Here is a 17,299-nt window from a genome sequence, read left to right as displayed (position 1 = left end):
ACGTTCCGGTGCGCGAACGCACGCAGGCGCCCGTGTTTAAGCTCGGCCTAAGACACCTGCGCTTATCATGGGAACCCCGGGCGCCCGTGCCCGCCAACAGACACGAATCCATGCGCGTACTGCTCGTCGAGGACGATCCGCTGATCGGCAGCGGGCTCGAACAGGGCCTCAAACAGGAAGGCTTCGCGGTCGACTGGGTCAAGGACGGCGACGCCGCGACGCTCGCGCTGCGCTCGACCGGCTACGGCCTGCTGCTGCTCGACCTCGGGCTGCCGAACCGCGACGGCCTGTCGGTGCTCGCGTCGCTGCGCCGCCGCGACGAAACCCTGCCCGCGATCATCATCACCGCGCGCGACGGCGTGCCGGACCGCATCGCCGGCCTCGACAGCGGTGCCGACGACTACCTCGTCAAGCCGTTCGCGCTCGAGGAACTGCTCGCCCGCATTCGCGCCGTCAACCGCCGCCACGCAGGGCGCGCGCAGACGACGCTCGCGATCGGCCCGCTGCGGCTCGATCCGGTCAAGCATCTGGTCTGGCTCAACGACGAAGAAGTCACGCTGTCGCCGAAGGAGTTCGTGCTGCTGCACGAACTGATGCGCGACCCCGGCGCCGTGATCTCGCGCGAACAGTTCGAGGAACGGCTGTACAGCTGGGGCGAGGAAATCGAGAGCAACGCGGTGCAGGTGCACATCCACAACCTGCGCAAAAAACTCGGCCACGACATGATCCGCACGGTGCGCGGCGTCGGCTACCGGATCGGTGACGGCGCATGACGCGTCTGCAACACGCGATCGCGCGCTGGCGCAGCGCATCGCTGCGGCGGCGCCTGTTGACGTGGCTGCTGCCGGCCGCGTGCGTGATCGGGCTGGTCGCAAGCGCGGGCACCTACTGGGGCGCGCTGCGCGAGCTCGACGATCTCCTCGACGACCAGATGCGCAGCATGTCGAAGCAGATCGCCGTCGGCCCGAACGGCGAGCTGTCGTTCCGCAATCATGGCGACGGCAAGCACGAATTCGAGGCCGGCGATCCCGACGCCGTGCTGCTGCAGGTCTGGCGCAACGGCACGCTGGTCTATTCGACCGATCGCAAGTCCGCGCTGCCGCCGCCCGCGCAGACGGGCATCGGCAGCGTCGACGTCGGCGGCCAGCCGTGGCGCACCTACGTGACCGAACGCGGCGGCACGACGATCCGGCTCGCGCAGGCGCGCCACGCGCGCTGGGAAGCGATCGCGGGCATCGCGGTGCACTTGCTGTGGCCGGTGTTCTCGATGCTGCCGGTGCTCGCGATCGGGTTGTGGTTCGGCATCGGCGCGGGGCTGCGGCCGCTGCGCACGATCGCGGCCGGCCTGAAGCGCAGGAATGCGAACAATCTCGAGCCGGTCGACGTCGCGTCGATGCCGAACGAGGTCCGCCCGCTCGCCGAAGCGATCAACGACCTGCTCGCGCGACTCGACCGTTCGTTCACGCTGCAGCGGCACTTCATCGCCGATGCCGCGCACGAATTGCGCACGCCGATCATGGGGCTGTCGATCCAGTCGCAATTGCTGCGGCGCGCGTCGACGGCCGACGAACGCGAGCAGATCCTCGCGCAGATCCATGCGGGCACGACACGCCTCGGCCACCTCGCCGAACAATTGCTGACACTCGCGCGCCTCGAACCCGACGCGCAGGCGTCCGCCGCGGCCTCCGCCCCCGTCGATCTCGCCGCGCTGTGCCGCTCGGTGGTCGCCGACCGCACGCGCGTCGCGGATGCGCACCGCATCGACCTCGGCGCAATCGTGTCGTCGCCGGTGATGGCCGCCGGCAACATCGACACGTTGCGCGTGCTGCTGAACAACCTCGTCGACAACGCGATCCGCTACGCAGGCGTCGGCGCGCGCGTCGACGTGTCCGCGCGTCTCGACGGCGCGACGCCCGTGCTCGAAGTCGCCGACGACGGCCCCGGCATTCCGGAAGCCGAGCGCACGGACGTGTGGGAGCGCTTCTATCGCGGCGAAGGCGCGCAGGCGGTCACGGCGTCGGGCAGCGGGCTCGGGCTGTCGATCGTCAAGCGGATCGCCGAACAGCATCGCGCAACCGTCGCGCTCGGCACGACGCAAGGCGGGCGCGGGCTGACCGTGACGATGCGCTTTCCGGTGCCGGCCTGACACACGCCCGACGGGCGGCTTTTCCACAGATTGTGTTGGCAAGCTTGTGGACAACCGGCCGCTAACGGCAGCAAGCCATTGATCCGAAAGGGTTTGGCGCTCGTGCGCAGCGAATGCACCAACCCGCGTCGAGCGGGCGCTCGCCTCGACGCGACATCGCGTACCGATCCCTCCCCCGAGCCGCCACGCCCCTCTCCAGCCGTGGCACGCCATCGTCAACTTGACAACCAGTTACCCATTACGTAAATTAGTTGTCAATTCATCGCGCATCCCGACCATGACGAAATCCGCCAAGTTGACTGCCGTCGCGCTGTCCGTCTTCCGGCTGAACGGCCTGCTGATCGAATGGGGCAATACCTTTGCCGCGCCGCACGGCCTGACCAGCGCGCGCTGGCAGGTGCTGGGCGCCATCTCGATGGCGCCGGAAGCCCCGAACATCCCGCAGATCGCCGACGCCATGGGTATCACGCGGCAGGCCGTCCTGAAACAGATCAACGTGCTCGTGGAAGAAGGCCTCGTGCAGCCGCTGCCGAACCCGACGCACAAGCGCTCTCCGCTGTATGCGCTGACCGCGCGCGGGGCCGCGGCCTACCAGGCGGTGATCGAGCAATGGCAACAGCATGTCCGCGACATCTCCGGTCAATTCAGTTCGGCCGATCTCGATGCGGCGATTCGCGTGCTGTCGACGATGTCCGGCGCGCATGCGCCGAACGGGCAGGCGTGATCGCGCCATCGACCCATTACCGACAGGAGTACCCCATGCCCCATTTCAAACCGATGGACCCGAACTTTCCGATCCAGCAACAGCTCGGCATCGACGCACAACCCGTCGTCCTCGTCAATGTCTTCACGCTGGATCCGGCAGACGAGGCGGATTTCCTGGCCGTGTGGAAGGACGACGCCGAATTCATGAAACGACAGCCCGGATTCATTTCGACCCAGCTTCATCGCGCGCTCGGCGACAGTCCGACTTACTTCAACTATGCGATCTGGGAATCGACCGACGCGTTTCGCGCGGCCTTCACGCATCCGGCGTTCGTCGCGAAACTGTCGGCCTATCCGTCGTCCGCCGTCGCGAGCCCACACCTGTTCCAGAAAGTCGCCGTGGCGGGCGTTTGTACCGCGTGAGCCGGCGCGCGTATCGGTGCGGCGCACGGTTTGCACGATGTGCCGCACCGCGCGATCGCCATGCGGACTTCTCCACAGAAAATGTTGGCAAGCTTGTGGATATCCTGCGCACCGCAACGCTAAGCCGTTGATCCGACGGACTTTGGCACGCGTGATGCAGACGCGGCGCGCGCCGGGCCGTCACACGCGCCGGTTCGCCGCACTTCGCATCACGATGCCACGTCGATGCCCCAATGGTGTGCGATGCGATCGTCGCACCACTTACCCACAGATTTTGTTGGCAAGCTTGTGGATATCCTGCGCACGCATCGGCTAACCCGTTGATCGGCCAATGATTCATGCGCCGCGTCACCGTTGCGGCAGCACGCGGTTCGCCCTCGCGCGCAGACGGACGATCCGGCGCGACAGCGGCACCCTGCCCGCCGCTTGACGCCCGCACATGCCACGCGTCACGATCACACGAGCCGCACGCGCCACGCATCGCGCGACTTCACGCTGCGGCACCACGGGCCGGCCGTTGCGCCCGCATCGGACAACGACACATCATTCCGAGGAAGACCATGGAACACTTCACCGCAGGGCAGTTGATCGTCTCGCTCGTGCTCGTCGCGATCGTCGTCTATCCGTATGTCCGCATCGTTCGGCGTACCGGGCATTCAGGCTGGTGGATCCTGACGATGTTCGTCCCGGTCCTGAACTTCATCATGCTGTGGGTATTCGCGTTCGCACGCTGGCCCTCGGTCGACGATCGGCATGGCTGAACATCGGGCGGGCTTGTCCACAGATTGTGTTGGCAAGCATGTGGATAGCCTGCGCATACCGCGATCAAGCGCTTGATCCGTAAGACTTTGTCCGCGCCGCTTCGAATGGGGCAACCGGCCATGCGATGTGCCGTTCACGCATCGTCGCGCGACGCGACGGACCGCATGTCGCGCGCGCCACGCCGCTTGTCCACAGATTGTGTTGGCAAGCGTGTGGATAGCCTGCGCATACCACGCACAAGCGCTTGATCCGAAAGGTTTTGTCCGTACCGCTTCGAACCGGGCAGGCAAGCCTGACGCACGCCGGCGCCGCGCCCGCTGCGCGATGAACGCGGCCGCGCGCGGGCTTGTCCACAATTTTTGTTGGCAAGGATGTGGATATCCTGAGCATGCATGACCTAAGTCGTTGATCGCACAACGTTTCGATATGCCGGTCACGACTGCAGCACGGCGTGCATTCATCGACACATCGCTTCATCGATCCGTCCATTCATCGATGAACGCACGCCGCGCCGCCCGCTCACGCGAACGTCGCGACCGCGATGCGCGCGGCAGCCGCGATCACGTCGTCCTTCGCCTGCGCATCGGCACGCGTCTGCGTGTAATACACGGCCAGCACGATCGGCGCGCGCGACGGCGGCCAGATCACGCCCGCGTCGTTCGTCGTCCCGTAGTCGCCGGTGCCGGTCTTGTCGGCCACCTGCCACCCGGCCGGCACGCCCGCGCGAATCCGCTTGTCGCCGACCTTGTTGCCGCGCAGCCAGGCAACGAGCTGCGCACGCTGCGCGGGCGGCAGCGCGTCGCCGAGCGTGAGCACGCGCAGGCTCGCGGCCATCGCGGCCGGCGTCGTGGTGTCGCGCGGGTCGCCCGGCAACGCAGTGTTCAGTTCGGTCTCCCAGCGATCGAGCCGGAACGTGTCGTCGCCGATCGAACGTGCAAACGCGGTCACCGCCGCCGGCCCGCCGATCAGTTTCATCGCCAGGTTCGCGGCCGAGTTGTCGCTGTACTGGATCGCCGCCTCGCACAACTCGGCGACGGTCATCCCGGTGCCGACATGCTTGCCCGACACCGGCGAGTAGTTCACGAGATCGGACTGCGCAACCGTCACGCGCTGCTGCAGCAGCCCCGGACGCTCGACGCTCTGCGCGAGCACCGCCGCACTCAGCATCGCCTTGAACGTGCTGCAGAACGGGAAGCGCTCGTCCGCGCGATGCTGCGCGCGCCGGCCGCCCGCGGTGTCGATCGCGCACACGCCGAGACGGCCGCCCGCCGCGCGCTCGAGCGCGGCAAACGACGTCGCGGACGAAACGTCCTGCCCGGCAGCCGGCGGCGACGCGCACGCGCTGACGGTCAGGACGAGCGGCGCCGTCGCGGCGGCCAGCAACAGGGTTCGACGTTGCGATGAGTAGGTCATGGGGTGTCTCTCGTGGTGGAATGGAGGCAGAACGGCCGGCCGGCGAGACAGCACTATCGTGACTTTACGGTTGCCTGACAAGCAACGATAATTGAGCGCTGACAAAAGAAATTCTTATGACGAAGCTCCGCCCTCATCTTCCGCTCAATGCGTTGCGCGCGTTCGAATCGTCGGCGCGCCACCTGAACTTCACGCGCGCCGGCCTCGAGCTGAGCGTGACCCAGGCGGCCGTGAGCCAGCAGGTGCGCTCGCTCGAGGAGCGGCTCGGCTGTGCGCTGTTCACCCGGTTGCCGCGCGGCCTCGGGCTCACCGACGAAGGGCGCGCGCTGTTGCCGGTGCTCAGCGACGCATTCAGCCGGATCGAAACCGTGCTCAAGCAGTTCGACGGCGGGCGCTTCCACGAAGTGCTGACGCTCGGCGCGGTCGGCACCTTTGCCATAGGTTGGCTAATGCCACGGCTGAAGCGCTTCGGCGACACGCACCCGTTCGTCGAGCTGCGGCTGCGGACCCACAACAACGTCGTCGACCTCGCGGCCGAGGGTCTCGATTTCGCGATCCGCTTCGGGGAAGGCAACTGGCCGGCGACGCGCAACGAGCGGCTGCTCGACGCCCCGCTCACCGCGCTGTGCGCGCCGGAGATCGCGCGGCGCCTCGCGCGGCCGGCCGATCTCGCGAACGAAACGCTGCTGCGCTCGTACCGCACCGACGAATGGCTCGGCTGGTTCGACGCCGCGCCGCTCGAACCGTGGGCGGTGAACGGGCCCGTGTTCGATTCGTCGCGGCTGATGGTCGAGGCCGCGATGCAGGGCGCCGGCATCGCGCTCGCGCCAGCCTGCATGTTCGCGCGCGAACTGCAGCTCGGCCTGCTCGCGCGGCCGTTCGACATCGACGTGCGCGCGGGCGGCTACTGGCTCACGTCGCTGAAGTCGAAGCCGCTCACGCCGGCGATGACGCTGTTTCGCGACTGGATCGTCGCGGAAGCGGCCGATACTGCGCCGGTCGATTGATGCGGCCCTGCTTGTCCACAGATTGTGTTGCTCACGCCGGCGATGACGCTGTTTCGCGACTGGATCGTCGCGGAGGCGGCCGACACTGCGCCGGTCGAATGATGCGGCCCTGCTTGTCCACAGATTGTGTTGGCAAGGATGTGGATATCCTGGGTACCCGAGGCCTAACCCGTTGATCGCGCACGAATTACCGCGCCGACGCACGCAGCGGGCAGCCCGTGCGCAAAGGCTTCGACGCACCGGCCGCCGCGCGGCGGATCCTCAACCATCAGGAAGCAATCACGTCAGACTTATCCACAGATTTTGTTGGCAAGCCTGTGGATATTCCACCAATGTGACGCGTAACATCCTGATACAAAAGGGGATTCAGTAGATCGGGCCAGACAGGTCAATGACGCGTCATCGTGTGCGGCCTCCCGGCGCCCATTGCGCGGCCGGTCGGGGGCCGGCCAGTTCTCCACAGATTGTGTTGGCAAGCTTGTGGATATCCTGCGCACCGGCCGGCTAACTCATTGAGCGCACGGGGTTTTGTGCGCGCCGTGCAGGATTGGGCAGCGCCGGCGCTGGCCACGCGGCCGACGCCGGCTGCCGCTTCGTCAATGCCGGTCGAGCCCGCGGCGCAATTCGCTCGCCTTGTCGCGCAGCGCCTCGTACCCGGAGCGCGCATGTTCGGGCAGGTCGGGATCGCCGATCAGCGCGCCGAGCGTTTCGATCAGGCTGAACAGGATGCCCTTCGCCGCGCCAGCCGCGATGCTCTGCGACTCGATCGACTTGTGCAGGTGGTCGACCGCCGCTTCCAGGTTCTCGAGCTTCTTCTGCTCGCCGTCGTCGGGCCGGTTGTCGGTCGTCATCGTAGGTGCCTCCGCCATCGTTCAAGGGTCATGTCACGATTCTATGCCGCTGCGCGCGGACGTGGCACGACATCGCGCAACGTCCGTGCAGCCGCATGCGCTACAGCACCGCGACCACCTTCACCCGCCCCGGCTGCTCCGCCGACGCGACCACCTGGCCGTCGACGCGCCGGAACGTCAGCGATACCGTTTCGTCGCCGACGCGCAGTTCGTCGATGCGCAGCCAGTCGACGCCTTCGGGCAGCGCCGGGCGCTCGACCCGCACCTCGTGGCGCGCCGCGTCGACGCTCACGCCGAGACACGCCTGCAGCATCATGAACGGCGCACCGGCCGCCCACGCCTGCGGCAGGCACGCGACCGGATAGGCGGTCGGCGGTTCGCCGCGCCGGCGCGGGAACCCGCAGAACAGCTCCGGCAGCCGCATCTCGAAGCTGACCGCGGCTTCGAACAGCGCACGCAGCAGGTTCACCGCGGCCGTCTTGTCGCCGTAGCGCGCGAGCCCGCGCGCGATCAGCGCATTGTCGTGCGGCCACACCGAACCGTTGTGATAGGCCATCGGGTTGAAGCGCGGCTGGCCGGCCGCGAGCGTGCGCACGCCCCAGCCCGTCTGGAACAGCGTCGAGCCGAGCACGCCGGCGACCGCCGCGCCGCGCTCGGCGTCGGGCAGGCCGAACGCGAGCAGATGGCCCGCGTTCGACGCCAGCACGCGGCACAGGTCGCCGTGACCGTCGAGCGCGATCCCGTAGAACTCGCCTTCCGGCATCCAGAACAGCGCCTCGACCTGGTCGCGCAGCGCCTTCGCGCGCAGCGCATAGCGTGTCGCATCGGCCGCGTGGCCGCGCCGGTGCGAACACATCGACATCGCATCGAGCGCCGCGCACGCATACGCCTGCACTTCGACGAGCGCGATCGGGCCGTCGGGAAAACGGCCGTCCGCATGAAACACTGAATCGTGGCTGTCCTTCCAGCCCTGGTTCGCGAGACCGCGCTCCGACGTGCGCTGGTAGTCGAGCAGCCCATACGGATTGCGGTCGCACTTGTCGATCACCCACTGCGCGGCGCGCTCGAGCGCAGGCCACAGCTCGTCGATCAGCGCATCGTCACCGGTGTGTTCGACGTACGCGCCCGCGAGCACGATGAACAGCGGGGTCGTATCGACGCCGCCGTAATACAGCGCGAACGGCACCTCGCCCGTCGCGGCCATCTCGCTGCGGCGGAACTCGTGCATGATCTTGCCGGGCTCCGCATCGCGAAACGCGGACGTCTCGCGCGCCTGGTGCTCCGCGAGAAAGCGCAGCACGCCGCGCGCGAGCGACGGCTGCAGCCACAGCATCTGCAGCGACGTGATCACCGCGTCGCGGCCGAACGGCGTCGAGAACCACGGAATGCCCGCATACGGATACGGTCCGGTATCGAGCTGCGTCGTGAGCAGCCCGAGATCCGCGAGCGACCGGTCGAGCCACGCATCGAACAGCGGATTGCCGGTGTTCACGCGCGCCATCGACTCGCGGCGCGAGCGCATCTCGCGATGCACGCCGACGAGCGCGGTGCGCAGCGCGACGCGCCCGCATCCCGGGCCTTCACCGTCGTGCGCCCGGCCGAGCGTCGCGTCGACGGTCAGGTAGATCGACACGCACGCCTGCGCGGCGATCGTCAGCGTGTAATCGGCACGATCGACCGACAACGCGTCGGGCGCCGGCGAGAAATGCACGGTCACGTTGCGCTCGACCTTGTCGAGGCCGTCGTAGCGCAGCCGCACCGCACCGCCGTCGACGCGCGGCGCAACCACCGTGCCGCGCTTCGGGCGCGGCGTGCCGCGCACTTCGAACATGTCCTTGAAATCCGCCGCGAACGACAGCGACAGCGGCACCTCGGCCTCGCTCGCGCCATAGTTGGTCAGCGTCAGCGCTTCGTGCAGCACGTCGCCCGCGAGCACGCGCATCCGTTCGATGTGGATCACACCCTCGGGCGTCTCGCGACCGCCGAGCGGCGGCAGCGGGCGGTTCGTCAGGTGCGCGGTGAACGACGCGTTGTCCGCGCTCGTCGCGCCCGACAGCAGCGACGGCGCGCGGCCGCCGAAAGTCAGGCGCCAGGTCGACAGCACGCGCATGTCGTCGACGAACAGGCCGTCGTCATGGCCGCCGACGTCGCCGAGCGCGTCGCTGACGACGAACGCGTCGCCGGATTTCAGGACGTACTGGTTGTTGCGTGCGAGCGCCTGCGGATCGGCTTCGGGCGCGATGAATGCGGGGCCTGTCGCCTGGGTCGGGGGGACGGGCGCGACTTGCGGCGCCTGCGTCGTGGTGGCTTCGGCGTGATTCGGCATCGATGCTCCTGTGTCGAGGCGCAACGCGCGGCGCGCGTCGCGTGTTTCGCACAGGATAGGCCAGAACGGGGGACGCGCGCAGCGCCGAAAAAGACGCGACCCCGATGCGGGCATGGCCGTCGCATCGGGATCGCGCACAGGCACCTCAGGCGCCGGTCAGAACTTCCACAGGATGTTGCCGAGCACCGCGTTGTCGCGCACGCCGCTGCCGTACTGGCCGCTGAACGTGAGACCGAGCGTCAGGCGCTTCGTGATGGTCGCGTCGATGCCCGCTTCGAGCACCGCGCTGTCGCGAGCAATCGGCACGCCCGACACCTGGAACGACGTGCCGCCGTTCGCGAACGTGAACGCCGACGACGGCCGCACGTTGCCGAACGCATGCCGCCAGCCGACCGTCCCGCGCGCGGTGAACGTGCCGCTCGCGAGCGTGCCGAGTTGCGAGGCCGCGCGCACGCCGAGCGTCGAGAAACCGACGTGGGTCGTCTGGCCGCCGGCCTGCAGCGCGGCCGCGCCGCCGGTTTCCGTATAGCCGTCGGTATGCAGGTTCACGTAGGCAAGACCCGCGAACGGTTCGAGCGCGACCGGCCCGACCGGCAGCGCATAGCCGACTTCGCCGAACACCTGCGCGGAATGCGCGTTGTAGCCGGCCGAATCGTGATCGGAGAAGCCCGCGAAGCCCGGATAGCGATCGCTGTTGATGCGGTACCACGTGTACGACGCGCCGCCGCGCACGCCGAGCGCACCGTACTGCGCGCCGCCGTACAGCGACAGGTAGTAGCTGTTGACCGACGCCGACGCGCTCTGGTCGTTGTCGAGCGAGCTGTGCGTGACGCCCGCGGCGAGGCCGGCACGCCACTGGTCGTTGAGCGCCATGTCGGCACCGGCGATGAAGCCCGTCATGCTGCGGTTGATCGTCGACGCGTTGCCGTCGCCCGCGAGCCGGCTGCGGCCGCCGAACGCCTGCCCCCAGACCACCGGCTGATACGGCGTGCCGCCGTAGCAACCTGCGCGCGAACCGATCCGGCGTTCCGGCGGCAGCGTCGGATCGGTCGCGCCGGCCGTGTTGTCGCCGCACAGCGCGGCACCGCCCGACGACAGCGCGGCGAGCGGCCCCGCTCCGGGCGCGAGGCCCTGGCGCACGCGATCGGTCACGGCCTCGCGCACGTAGCGGCTGTCGAGCAGCAGCATGCTCTTCAGGCTCGCCTGCAGTTCCCCGTCGAGCATCCCGTAGGCCCGCCGCGCGGTGGCCGCATCGGTCGTCAGCACCGTGTCGTACAGCGGGTTGCCCGCGCCGAGCGCACCGATCGCGGTCGCGACCGCGCGCTGGTTCGGCGTCGCCGCGACATCGGGCAGCGCCGTGCCGTTCGCGACGAGCTGCAGGTACACGTGGTCCGGATCGTAGCTGAGCGTCGGCATCAGGAACGCGTAGTTCGAATTCACCTGGCTGAACGTGCCCTGCACGCCCGACGATGCGCTGAGGATCGTGTACTTCGTGGTCGGCTGGTAGCTGGCCTGGTTCGCGAGCACCTGCACGGTGCCGCCGTTCAGCGTGGCCGTGCCGCCCGCCGCGATGCTGCCGGCCTGCTGCGGCGTCACCGCGACCTGCAGCGTCGAGCCCGGCTGGAACGTGACGTTGCCGGCCACGTTCAGCGCCGCGCCCGGCTGCGACGCAGCCGCGAACGCGCCGCCCTGCACGACGAGGCCGCCAACCGTGCCGGTGCCCGTCAGCGTCGCGCCGTTCTGCACGGTCACGGTCGACTGGCCGAGCGAACCGTCGACCGCGAGCGTACCCGCCGCGACGGTGGTCGGGCCGCTCAGCGTATTGGTACCGGTCAACGTCAGTTGCCCGCTGCCGGCCTGGGTCAGCGAACCGGTGCCGGACAGCACGCTCGCGAGCGTCACGTTGGCGGACTGGTTGAAGATCAGCGCGCCGTTGTCGACGACATTGCCGACCACGCTGCCCGACGTGCCGCCGTTGCCGAGCTGCAGCGTGCCGCCCGATGCGATCGTCGTGCCGCCCGTATACGTGTTGCTGCCGGTCAGCGTCTGAATGCCGGTTCCCGCGACCGTCAGGCCACCGCTGCCGCCGATCGTCCCGCCGAACGTGCTGGCGCCGCTGCCGCTCAGCGCCAGCGCATTCGCGCCGAGGTTCACGGTGCTGCCGGCCGCGCCCGACAGCGCGCCGATCGTCTGCGCACCCGCTGCGCCGCTCACGTCGAACGTCGCACCCGCGCCGGCGAGGTTCACCGCGCCCGTCGACGCGAGGCTGCCGCCCGCGCCGAGCGCGAGCGTGCTGCCGCCGTTGATCGTCGTGCCGCCGGTGTAGGTGTTCGCGCCCGTCAGCGTCTGCGTGCCGCTGCCCGCGAGCGTCACGCCGCCGCTGCCGCCGATCGTCCCGCCGAACGTGCTTGCGCCGCTACCGCTCAGCGCCAGCGCATTCGCGCCGAGGTTTACGGTGCTGCCCGCCGCGCCCGACAACGCGCCGATCGTCTGCGCGCCCGTTGCGCCGCTCACGTCGAACGTCGCGCCCGCGCCGGCCAGATTCACCGCGCCGCTCGCCGCGAGGCTGCCGCCCGAACCGAGCGCGAGCGTGCTGCCGCCGTTGATCGTCGTGCCGCCGGTATACGTGTTCGCGCCCGTCAGCGTCTGCGTGCCGGTGCCCGCGAGCGTCACGCCGCCGCCGCCGCCGATCGCGCCGCCGAACGTGCCGTTGCCGCTGCCGTTCAGCGTCAGCGCATTCGCGCCGAGGTTCACGACGCTGCCGGCCGCACCCGACAGCGCGCCGATCGTCTGCGCGCCCGCTGCGCCGCTGAGGTCGAACGTCGCGCCCGTGCCGGCCAGATTCACCGCGCCGCTCGCCGCGAGGCTGCCGCCCGAACCGAGCGCGAGCGTGCTGCCGCCGTTGATCGTCGTGCCGCCGGTGTACGTGTTCGCGCCCGTCAGTGTCTGCGTGCCGCTGCCCGCGAGCGTCACGCCGCCGCTGCCACCGATCGCGCCGCCGAACGTGCCGTTACCGCTGCCGTTCAGCGTCAGCGCATTCGCGCCGAGGTTCACGCTCGTGCCCGCCGCGCCCGACAGGGCACCGATCGTCTGCGCGCCCGTTGCGCCGCTCAGGTCGAACGTCGCGCCCGTGCCGGCCAGGTTCACCGCGCCGCTCGACGCAAGGCTGCCGCCCGCGCCCAGCGCCAGCGTGCCGGCGTTGATCGTCGTGCCGCCGGTGTACGTGTTCGCGCCCGTCAGCGTCTGCGTACCGGTGCCGGTCAGCATCAGGCTGCCGGTGCCGCCGATCGTCCCGCCGAAGGTGTTGCTGCCGTTGCCGCTCAGCGTCAGCGCAGTCGCGCCGAGATTCACGTTCGTGCCGGCCGCGCCGGTCAGCGCGCCGATCGTCTGCGCACCGGACGCGCCGCCCAGATCGAACGTCGCGCCCGCACCGGCCAGATTCACCGTGCCGCTCGCCGCGAGGCTGCCGCCCGCGCCCAGCGCGAGCGTGCTGCCGCCGTTGATCGTCGTGCCACCCGTATACGTGTTCGCGCCGGACAGCGTCTGCGTGCCGGTACCCGCGAGCGTCAGCCCGCCGGTGCCGCCGATCGCACCGCTGAACGTGCCGCTGGCCGTCCCGCCCAGTGTCAGCGCGTTGCCGCCGAGGCTCACGTTCGTGCCAGCCACGCCCGACAGCGCACCGAGCGTCTGCGCGCCCGACGCGCCGCTCAGGTCGAGCGTCGCGCCCGCGTTCGCGAGGTTCATCGTGCCGGTCGATGCGAGGCTGCCGCCCGCGCCGATCGCGAGCGTGCCCGCGTTGATCGTCGTGCCGCCGGTGTAGGTGTTCGCGCCCGTCAGCGTGGTCGTCGCCGCGCCCTCCTTCACGAGTGCGCCCGTACCGGTAATCGCGCCGCCCAATCCGAGCGCGTTGCTGCCGCCGAGCGTGAGCGTCGAGCCCGCGCCGAGACCGATTGCATTCGCCACCGCCAGGCTCGTATTCGTATCGAGCGTCGCCGAACCGCCGACATTCAGCGCGCCGGTGCCGAGCGCCGCGGCGTTGCCGAGCACCAGTCCGCCACTATTGAGGTTCGTGCCGCCCGAATAGGTGCTCGCGCCGTTCAGCGTCTGCGTGCCGGTGCCGGCCAGCGTCAGGCTGCCGGTGCCGCCGATCGCGCCGCCGAACGTGCCGCTCGCGGTTCCGCCCAGCGTCAGCGCGTTCGCGCCGAGGCTCACGTTCGTGCCGGCCACGCCCGACAGCGCACCGAGCGTTTGCGCACCCGACGCATTGCTCAGGTCGAGCGTCGCGCCCGCGTTCGCGAGATTCATCGCGCCGGTCGATGCGAGGCTGCCGCCTGCGCCGATCGCGAGCGTGCCCGCGTTGATCGTCGTGCCGCCCGTGTAGGTGTTCGCGCCCGTCAGCGTCACCGTCGCCGCGCCGTTCTTCACGAGCGCGCCGGCGCCGGAAATCACGCCGCCCAGCCCGAGTGCGTTGCTGCCGCCGAGCGTGAGCGCTGCACCCGTGCCGAGATCGATCGCGTTGGCGACCGACAGGCTCGTATTCGTATCGAGCGTCGCCGCACCGCCGACGGTCAGCGTGCCGGTGCCCAGCGCCGCGGCGTTGCCGAGCACCAGTCCGCCACTATTGAGGTTCGTGCCGCCCGAATAGGTGCTCGCGCCGTTCAGCGTCTGCGTGCCGGTGCCATCCAGCGTCAGGCTGCCGGTGCCGCCGATTACGCCGCTGAACGTGCCGCTGGCCGTTCCGCCCAGCGTCAGCGCGTTCGCGCCGAGATTCACGTTCGTGCCCGCGACGCCCGACAGCGCGCCGAGCGTTTGCGCACCCGACGCATTGCTCAGGTCGAGCGCCGCGCCCGCGTTCGCGAGATTCATCGTGCCGGTCGCCGCCAGGCTGCCGCCCGCGCCGATCGCCAGCGTGCCGGCATTGATCGTCGTGCCGCCCGTGTAGGTGTTCGCGCCCGTCAGTGTCACCGTCGCCGCGCCGTTCTTCACGAGCCCGCCGGCGCCGGAAATCACGCCGCCCAGCCCGAGTGCGTTGCTGCCGCCGAGCGTGAGCGCCGCACTCGTGCCGAGATCGATCGCGTTGGCGACCGACAGGCTCGTATTCGCATCGAGCGTCGCCGCGCCGCCGACGGTCAGCGTGCCGGCGCCGAGCGCCGCGGCGTTGCCGAGCACGAGGGCACCGGCGTTCAGCGTCGTGCCGCCCGTGTAATTGTTCGCGCCGCTCAGCGTCAGCGCCGCCGCGCCGTTCTTCACGAGCCCGCCGCCGCCGGAGATCGTCCCGCCGAGCCCGAGATCGGTGCTGCCGCCCAGCGTCAGCGTCGTGCCGGTGGCGACGTTGATGCCGTTCGCGAGCGACACGTTGGTGGTCGCATCGAGCGTCGACGAGCCGTTGACGTTCACCGCGCCGGAGCCCAGTGCCGTGTTGCTGCCGACGACGAGGTTGCCGCCGTTCAGGTTCGTGCCGCCGGAGTAGACGTTCGTGCCGGTCAGCGATTGCGTCCCGGGACCGGACAGCGTCACGCTGCCCGAGCCGCCGATCGTGCCCGCGTAGGTCGCGTTGATGGTGCCGTTGAGCGTCAGCGACGTGCTGCCGAGGTCCACGTTCGTGCCGGCCGCGCCCGCCAGCGCACCGATCGTCTGCGCGCCCGACGCGCCGCTCAGGTCGAACGTCGCGCCCGCGCCAGTCAGGTTGACCGTGCCGGTCGCCGCCACGCTGCCGGCCCCGCTCAACGCGAGCGTGCCGCTGTTGATCGTCGTGTCGCCCGTGTAGGTGTTCGCGGCCGTCAGCGTGGCCGTCGCGGAGCCGTTCTTCACGAGGCCGCCGTTTCCGCTGATCGTGCCGGACAGCCCGAGGTTGTTGCTGCCGCCGAGCGTCAGCGTTGCGCTGTTGTTGAGATTGATCGCATTGTTGAGCGTGACGTTCGCGCTCGTGTCGAGCAACGCCGACGCATTGATGTTCACCGCGCCGGTGCCGAGCGCCCCGTTGTTGCCGACCACGAGGTTGCCGCCGTTCAGGTTCGTGCCGCCCGTATAGGTATTGGCACCCGACAGCGCCAGCGTGCCGCCGTCGTTCTTCGTCAGCGCGCCGGTGCCCGACACCGTGCCCGACAGCGTGAGCCCGGTCGCGCCCTGCACCGTCAGCCCGGTGCCGAGCGTCACGTTGTTGGATACGTTGAGCCCCGCCGTGCCCGCCTGCAGCGCGCCGCCGTTGGCCGTGATCGTGCCGGTGCCGAGCGACGCGTTGTCGTTGATGATCGCGACGCCGCCGCTCGACAGCGTCGCGTCCTGCACGGTCGACGCGCCGTTGATCGTCCAGTTGCCGCTCGCGACGTCGAGGTGATTGAAATTGATGTAGTTGTTGATCGCGATCGTGCCGTTCGCGGAGGTGCCCTGCTGCAGGTTCAGCGTGTTGTTGCCGCCTGCGCCGCCGTCGACGATCCCCGTCGCCGCCACGTTGAGCGTGTTCGGGCCGATCGTGATGTTGAACGCGCCGCCAATGCCGCCCGCCGTGTTGACCGACGAGCCCGTCACCGCGTTGAACGTGTTGTTGCTGTTCGCGCCCATCGACACGCTGCCGTTGATCGTGCCCGAGTTGGTGAACGTGTTGCCGCCCCCGGGCGTGCCGTTCGTGGCGAGCGACACGCGGCCGTTGATCGTGCCGCTGTTCGTCATGTTGACCGTGCCGCCGCCGTATGCGGCGACCACGGGCGCATCCGCGCCGGACAGCGTCGCGCCGACCAGCGGGTTCGAACCGATCGTGCCGGTGTTGTTGATGGTCGACGTGCCGCCGGTGCCGTTCTGGACCGACAGCGCCATGCCGGTCACGCCGCTGATCGCGACCCCGGTCGAGCCGTTCATCGTGCCGTTGTTGGTGACGGTGGTGTTGCTCGCCGACGCATTGCCGAGCACCGCGCCGCTCGACAGCACGCCGAGCCCCGAGCCGAGCGCGGACGGGTCGATCGTACCGTTGTTGGTCAGCGTGTTGTTGTTGCCGGTCAGCGACATCGCGTTGCCGCCGACGCCGAGCAGCACGCCGACGCTCGCGCCGGGATTGACGGTGACGTTCAGGTTGTTGGCACTGTTTGCATAGCTCGGCGCCAGCGGATTCGCGACGCCCGAGCAGGTCACCGTGGTGCCTGCCGTGCTGCAGGTCGCGTACGCGGGAACGATGCCCGCGCCGGACAAGGCCAGGAAGACACCCGTCGGCAACAGGAATTTCGGAAACGGCTCTCCGCTCTTCTTCGAATGCGCAATGTTCATGCTTCCCCTCGTGCTCGGCATGGCCGGTGAATCGATCCGGCGGCGGCGGAAAATCCGGGACGCAAGCGTGCCCTCCGGCGGTCGCGGAACGACGTCGGTCTATTCGTGGATGAACTGCGGGTTAATCGATTCTCGTTTGCGAACGCAAAATCAACCGGACGACATGATCGTGGCCCCTTGTTCTTATGCAGCGACTTTCTGGTTGATTTGATTACCGCCCTGCTTTTTGTCAGACAAGGCTATATCAAAAAAACATGGTTTTCCAGTCGATGTTTGGTTATCGGAGCGAGGTCGATGGAATACGTATTTTTTACTCGTGCGATTGCGTTAAACGACCTGATTCAAAGGATTTTTCGGTCATTCCGTCATATCCGGCAAAGTTACCAGGGCCATGAGATCCGTGAAAACA

General features: G+C 69.0%; 11 protein-coding genes. 7 read left to right on the top strand and 4 right to left on the bottom strand.

Features of this window, described 5'->3' with window-relative positions; genetic code table 11:
- Positions 1–110 precede the first annotated feature (110 nt).
- The 5 genes from U4Y91_RS22875 to U4Y91_RS22855 all read left to right on the top strand — a co-directional run bounded on the left by U4Y91_RS22875 (position 111) and on the right by U4Y91_RS22855 (position 4,035).
- Positions 111–773 carry a response regulator gene (locus tag U4Y91_RS22875; RefSeq protein ID WP_321806983.1) on the top strand — a complete coding sequence of 221 codons (663 nt, stop codon included), beginning with the start codon at positions 111–113 and terminating at the stop codon, positions 771–773.
- The gene (locus tag U4Y91_RS22870; RefSeq protein WP_321806982.1) at positions 770–2,146 is read left to right on the top strand and encodes an ATP-binding protein; all 1,377 of its coding nucleotides are present in this window, start codon (positions 770–772) and stop codon (positions 2,144–2,146) included. The genes U4Y91_RS22875 and U4Y91_RS22870 overlap by 4 nt, the downstream gene beginning before the upstream one ends.
- Before the next feature lie 277 nt (positions 2,147–2,423).
- Positions 2,424–2,870 (top strand): MarR family winged helix-turn-helix transcriptional regulator, encoded by a 447-nt coding sequence (locus tag U4Y91_RS22865; protein WP_321807063.1) that lies wholly within the window; start codon positions 2,424–2,426, stop codon positions 2,868–2,870.
- Positions 2,871–2,905: 35 nt separating this feature from the next.
- Positions 2,906–3,274, top strand: a complete 369-nt coding sequence (locus tag U4Y91_RS22860) for an antibiotic biosynthesis monooxygenase family protein (RefSeq protein WP_321806981.1) — start codon at positions 2,906–2,908, stop codon at positions 3,272–3,274.
- Positions 3,275–3,834: 560 nt separating this feature from the next.
- On the top strand, positions 3,835–4,035 hold the full coding sequence (locus U4Y91_RS22855) for a membrane protein (RefSeq protein ID WP_044847905.1): 201 nt from the start codon (positions 3,835–3,837) through the stop codon (positions 4,033–4,035).
- A 520-nt stretch (positions 4,036–4,555) separates the two neighbouring features.
- Here the strand turns inward: U4Y91_RS22855 and blaPEN-bcc are convergent.
- On the bottom strand, positions 4,556–5,449 hold the full coding sequence (gene blaPEN-bcc / locus U4Y91_RS22850) for a PEN family class A beta-lactamase, Bcc-type (protein WP_321806980.1): 894 nt from the start codon (positions 5,447–5,449) through the stop codon (positions 4,556–4,558).
- 116 nt (positions 5,450–5,565) lie between these two features.
- On the opposite strand from blaPEN-bcc, the gene penR reads away from it, so the two are divergent.
- Entirely contained in the window at positions 5,566–6,456 is an 891-nt protein-coding gene (gene penR / locus U4Y91_RS22845; protein ID WP_321806979.1) for a beta-lactamase transcriptional regulator PenR, read from the top strand.
- 596 nt (positions 6,457–7,052) lie between these two features.
- Here penR and U4Y91_RS22840 read toward each other — a convergent pair.
- From U4Y91_RS22840 to U4Y91_RS22830, 3 genes are all read right to left on the bottom strand, one after another.
- Complete coding sequence (locus tag U4Y91_RS22840) at positions 7,053–7,307, bottom strand: hypothetical protein (protein ID WP_044847902.1); 255 nt, start codon at positions 7,305–7,307, stop codon at positions 7,053–7,055.
- Positions 7,308–7,407: 100 nt separating this feature from the next.
- Positions 7,408–9,633, bottom strand: coding sequence for an amylo-alpha-1,6-glucosidase (locus tag U4Y91_RS22835; protein ID WP_321806978.1), 2,226 nt, complete (start codon positions 9,631–9,633; stop codon positions 7,408–7,410).
- Positions 9,634–9,789: 156 nt separating this feature from the next.
- A complete protein-coding gene (locus U4Y91_RS22830) occupies positions 9,790–16,890 on the bottom strand; it encodes an autotransporter-associated beta strand repeat-containing protein (protein WP_321806977.1) in 7,101 nt (2,366 codons plus the stop codon).
- Here U4Y91_RS22830 and U4Y91_RS22825 point away from each other — a divergent pair.
- Positions 16,883–17,101: a hypothetical protein gene (locus U4Y91_RS22825; RefSeq protein WP_257769094.1), complete on the top strand. Its 219-nt coding sequence runs from the start codon at positions 16,883–16,885 to the stop codon at positions 17,099–17,101. The genes U4Y91_RS22830 and U4Y91_RS22825 overlap by 8 nt on opposite strands.
- Positions 17,102–17,299 lie beyond the last annotated feature (198 nt).

Origin of the sequence: Burkholderia sp. BCC1993, from assembly GCF_905339865.1 — a bacterium.
Taxonomy (GTDB): domain Bacteria; phylum Pseudomonadota; class Gammaproteobacteria; order Burkholderiales; family Burkholderiaceae; genus Burkholderia.
The sequence above is the reverse complement of the archived record's forward strand: the minus strand, read 5'-3'. Positions and strand labels throughout refer to the sequence as shown.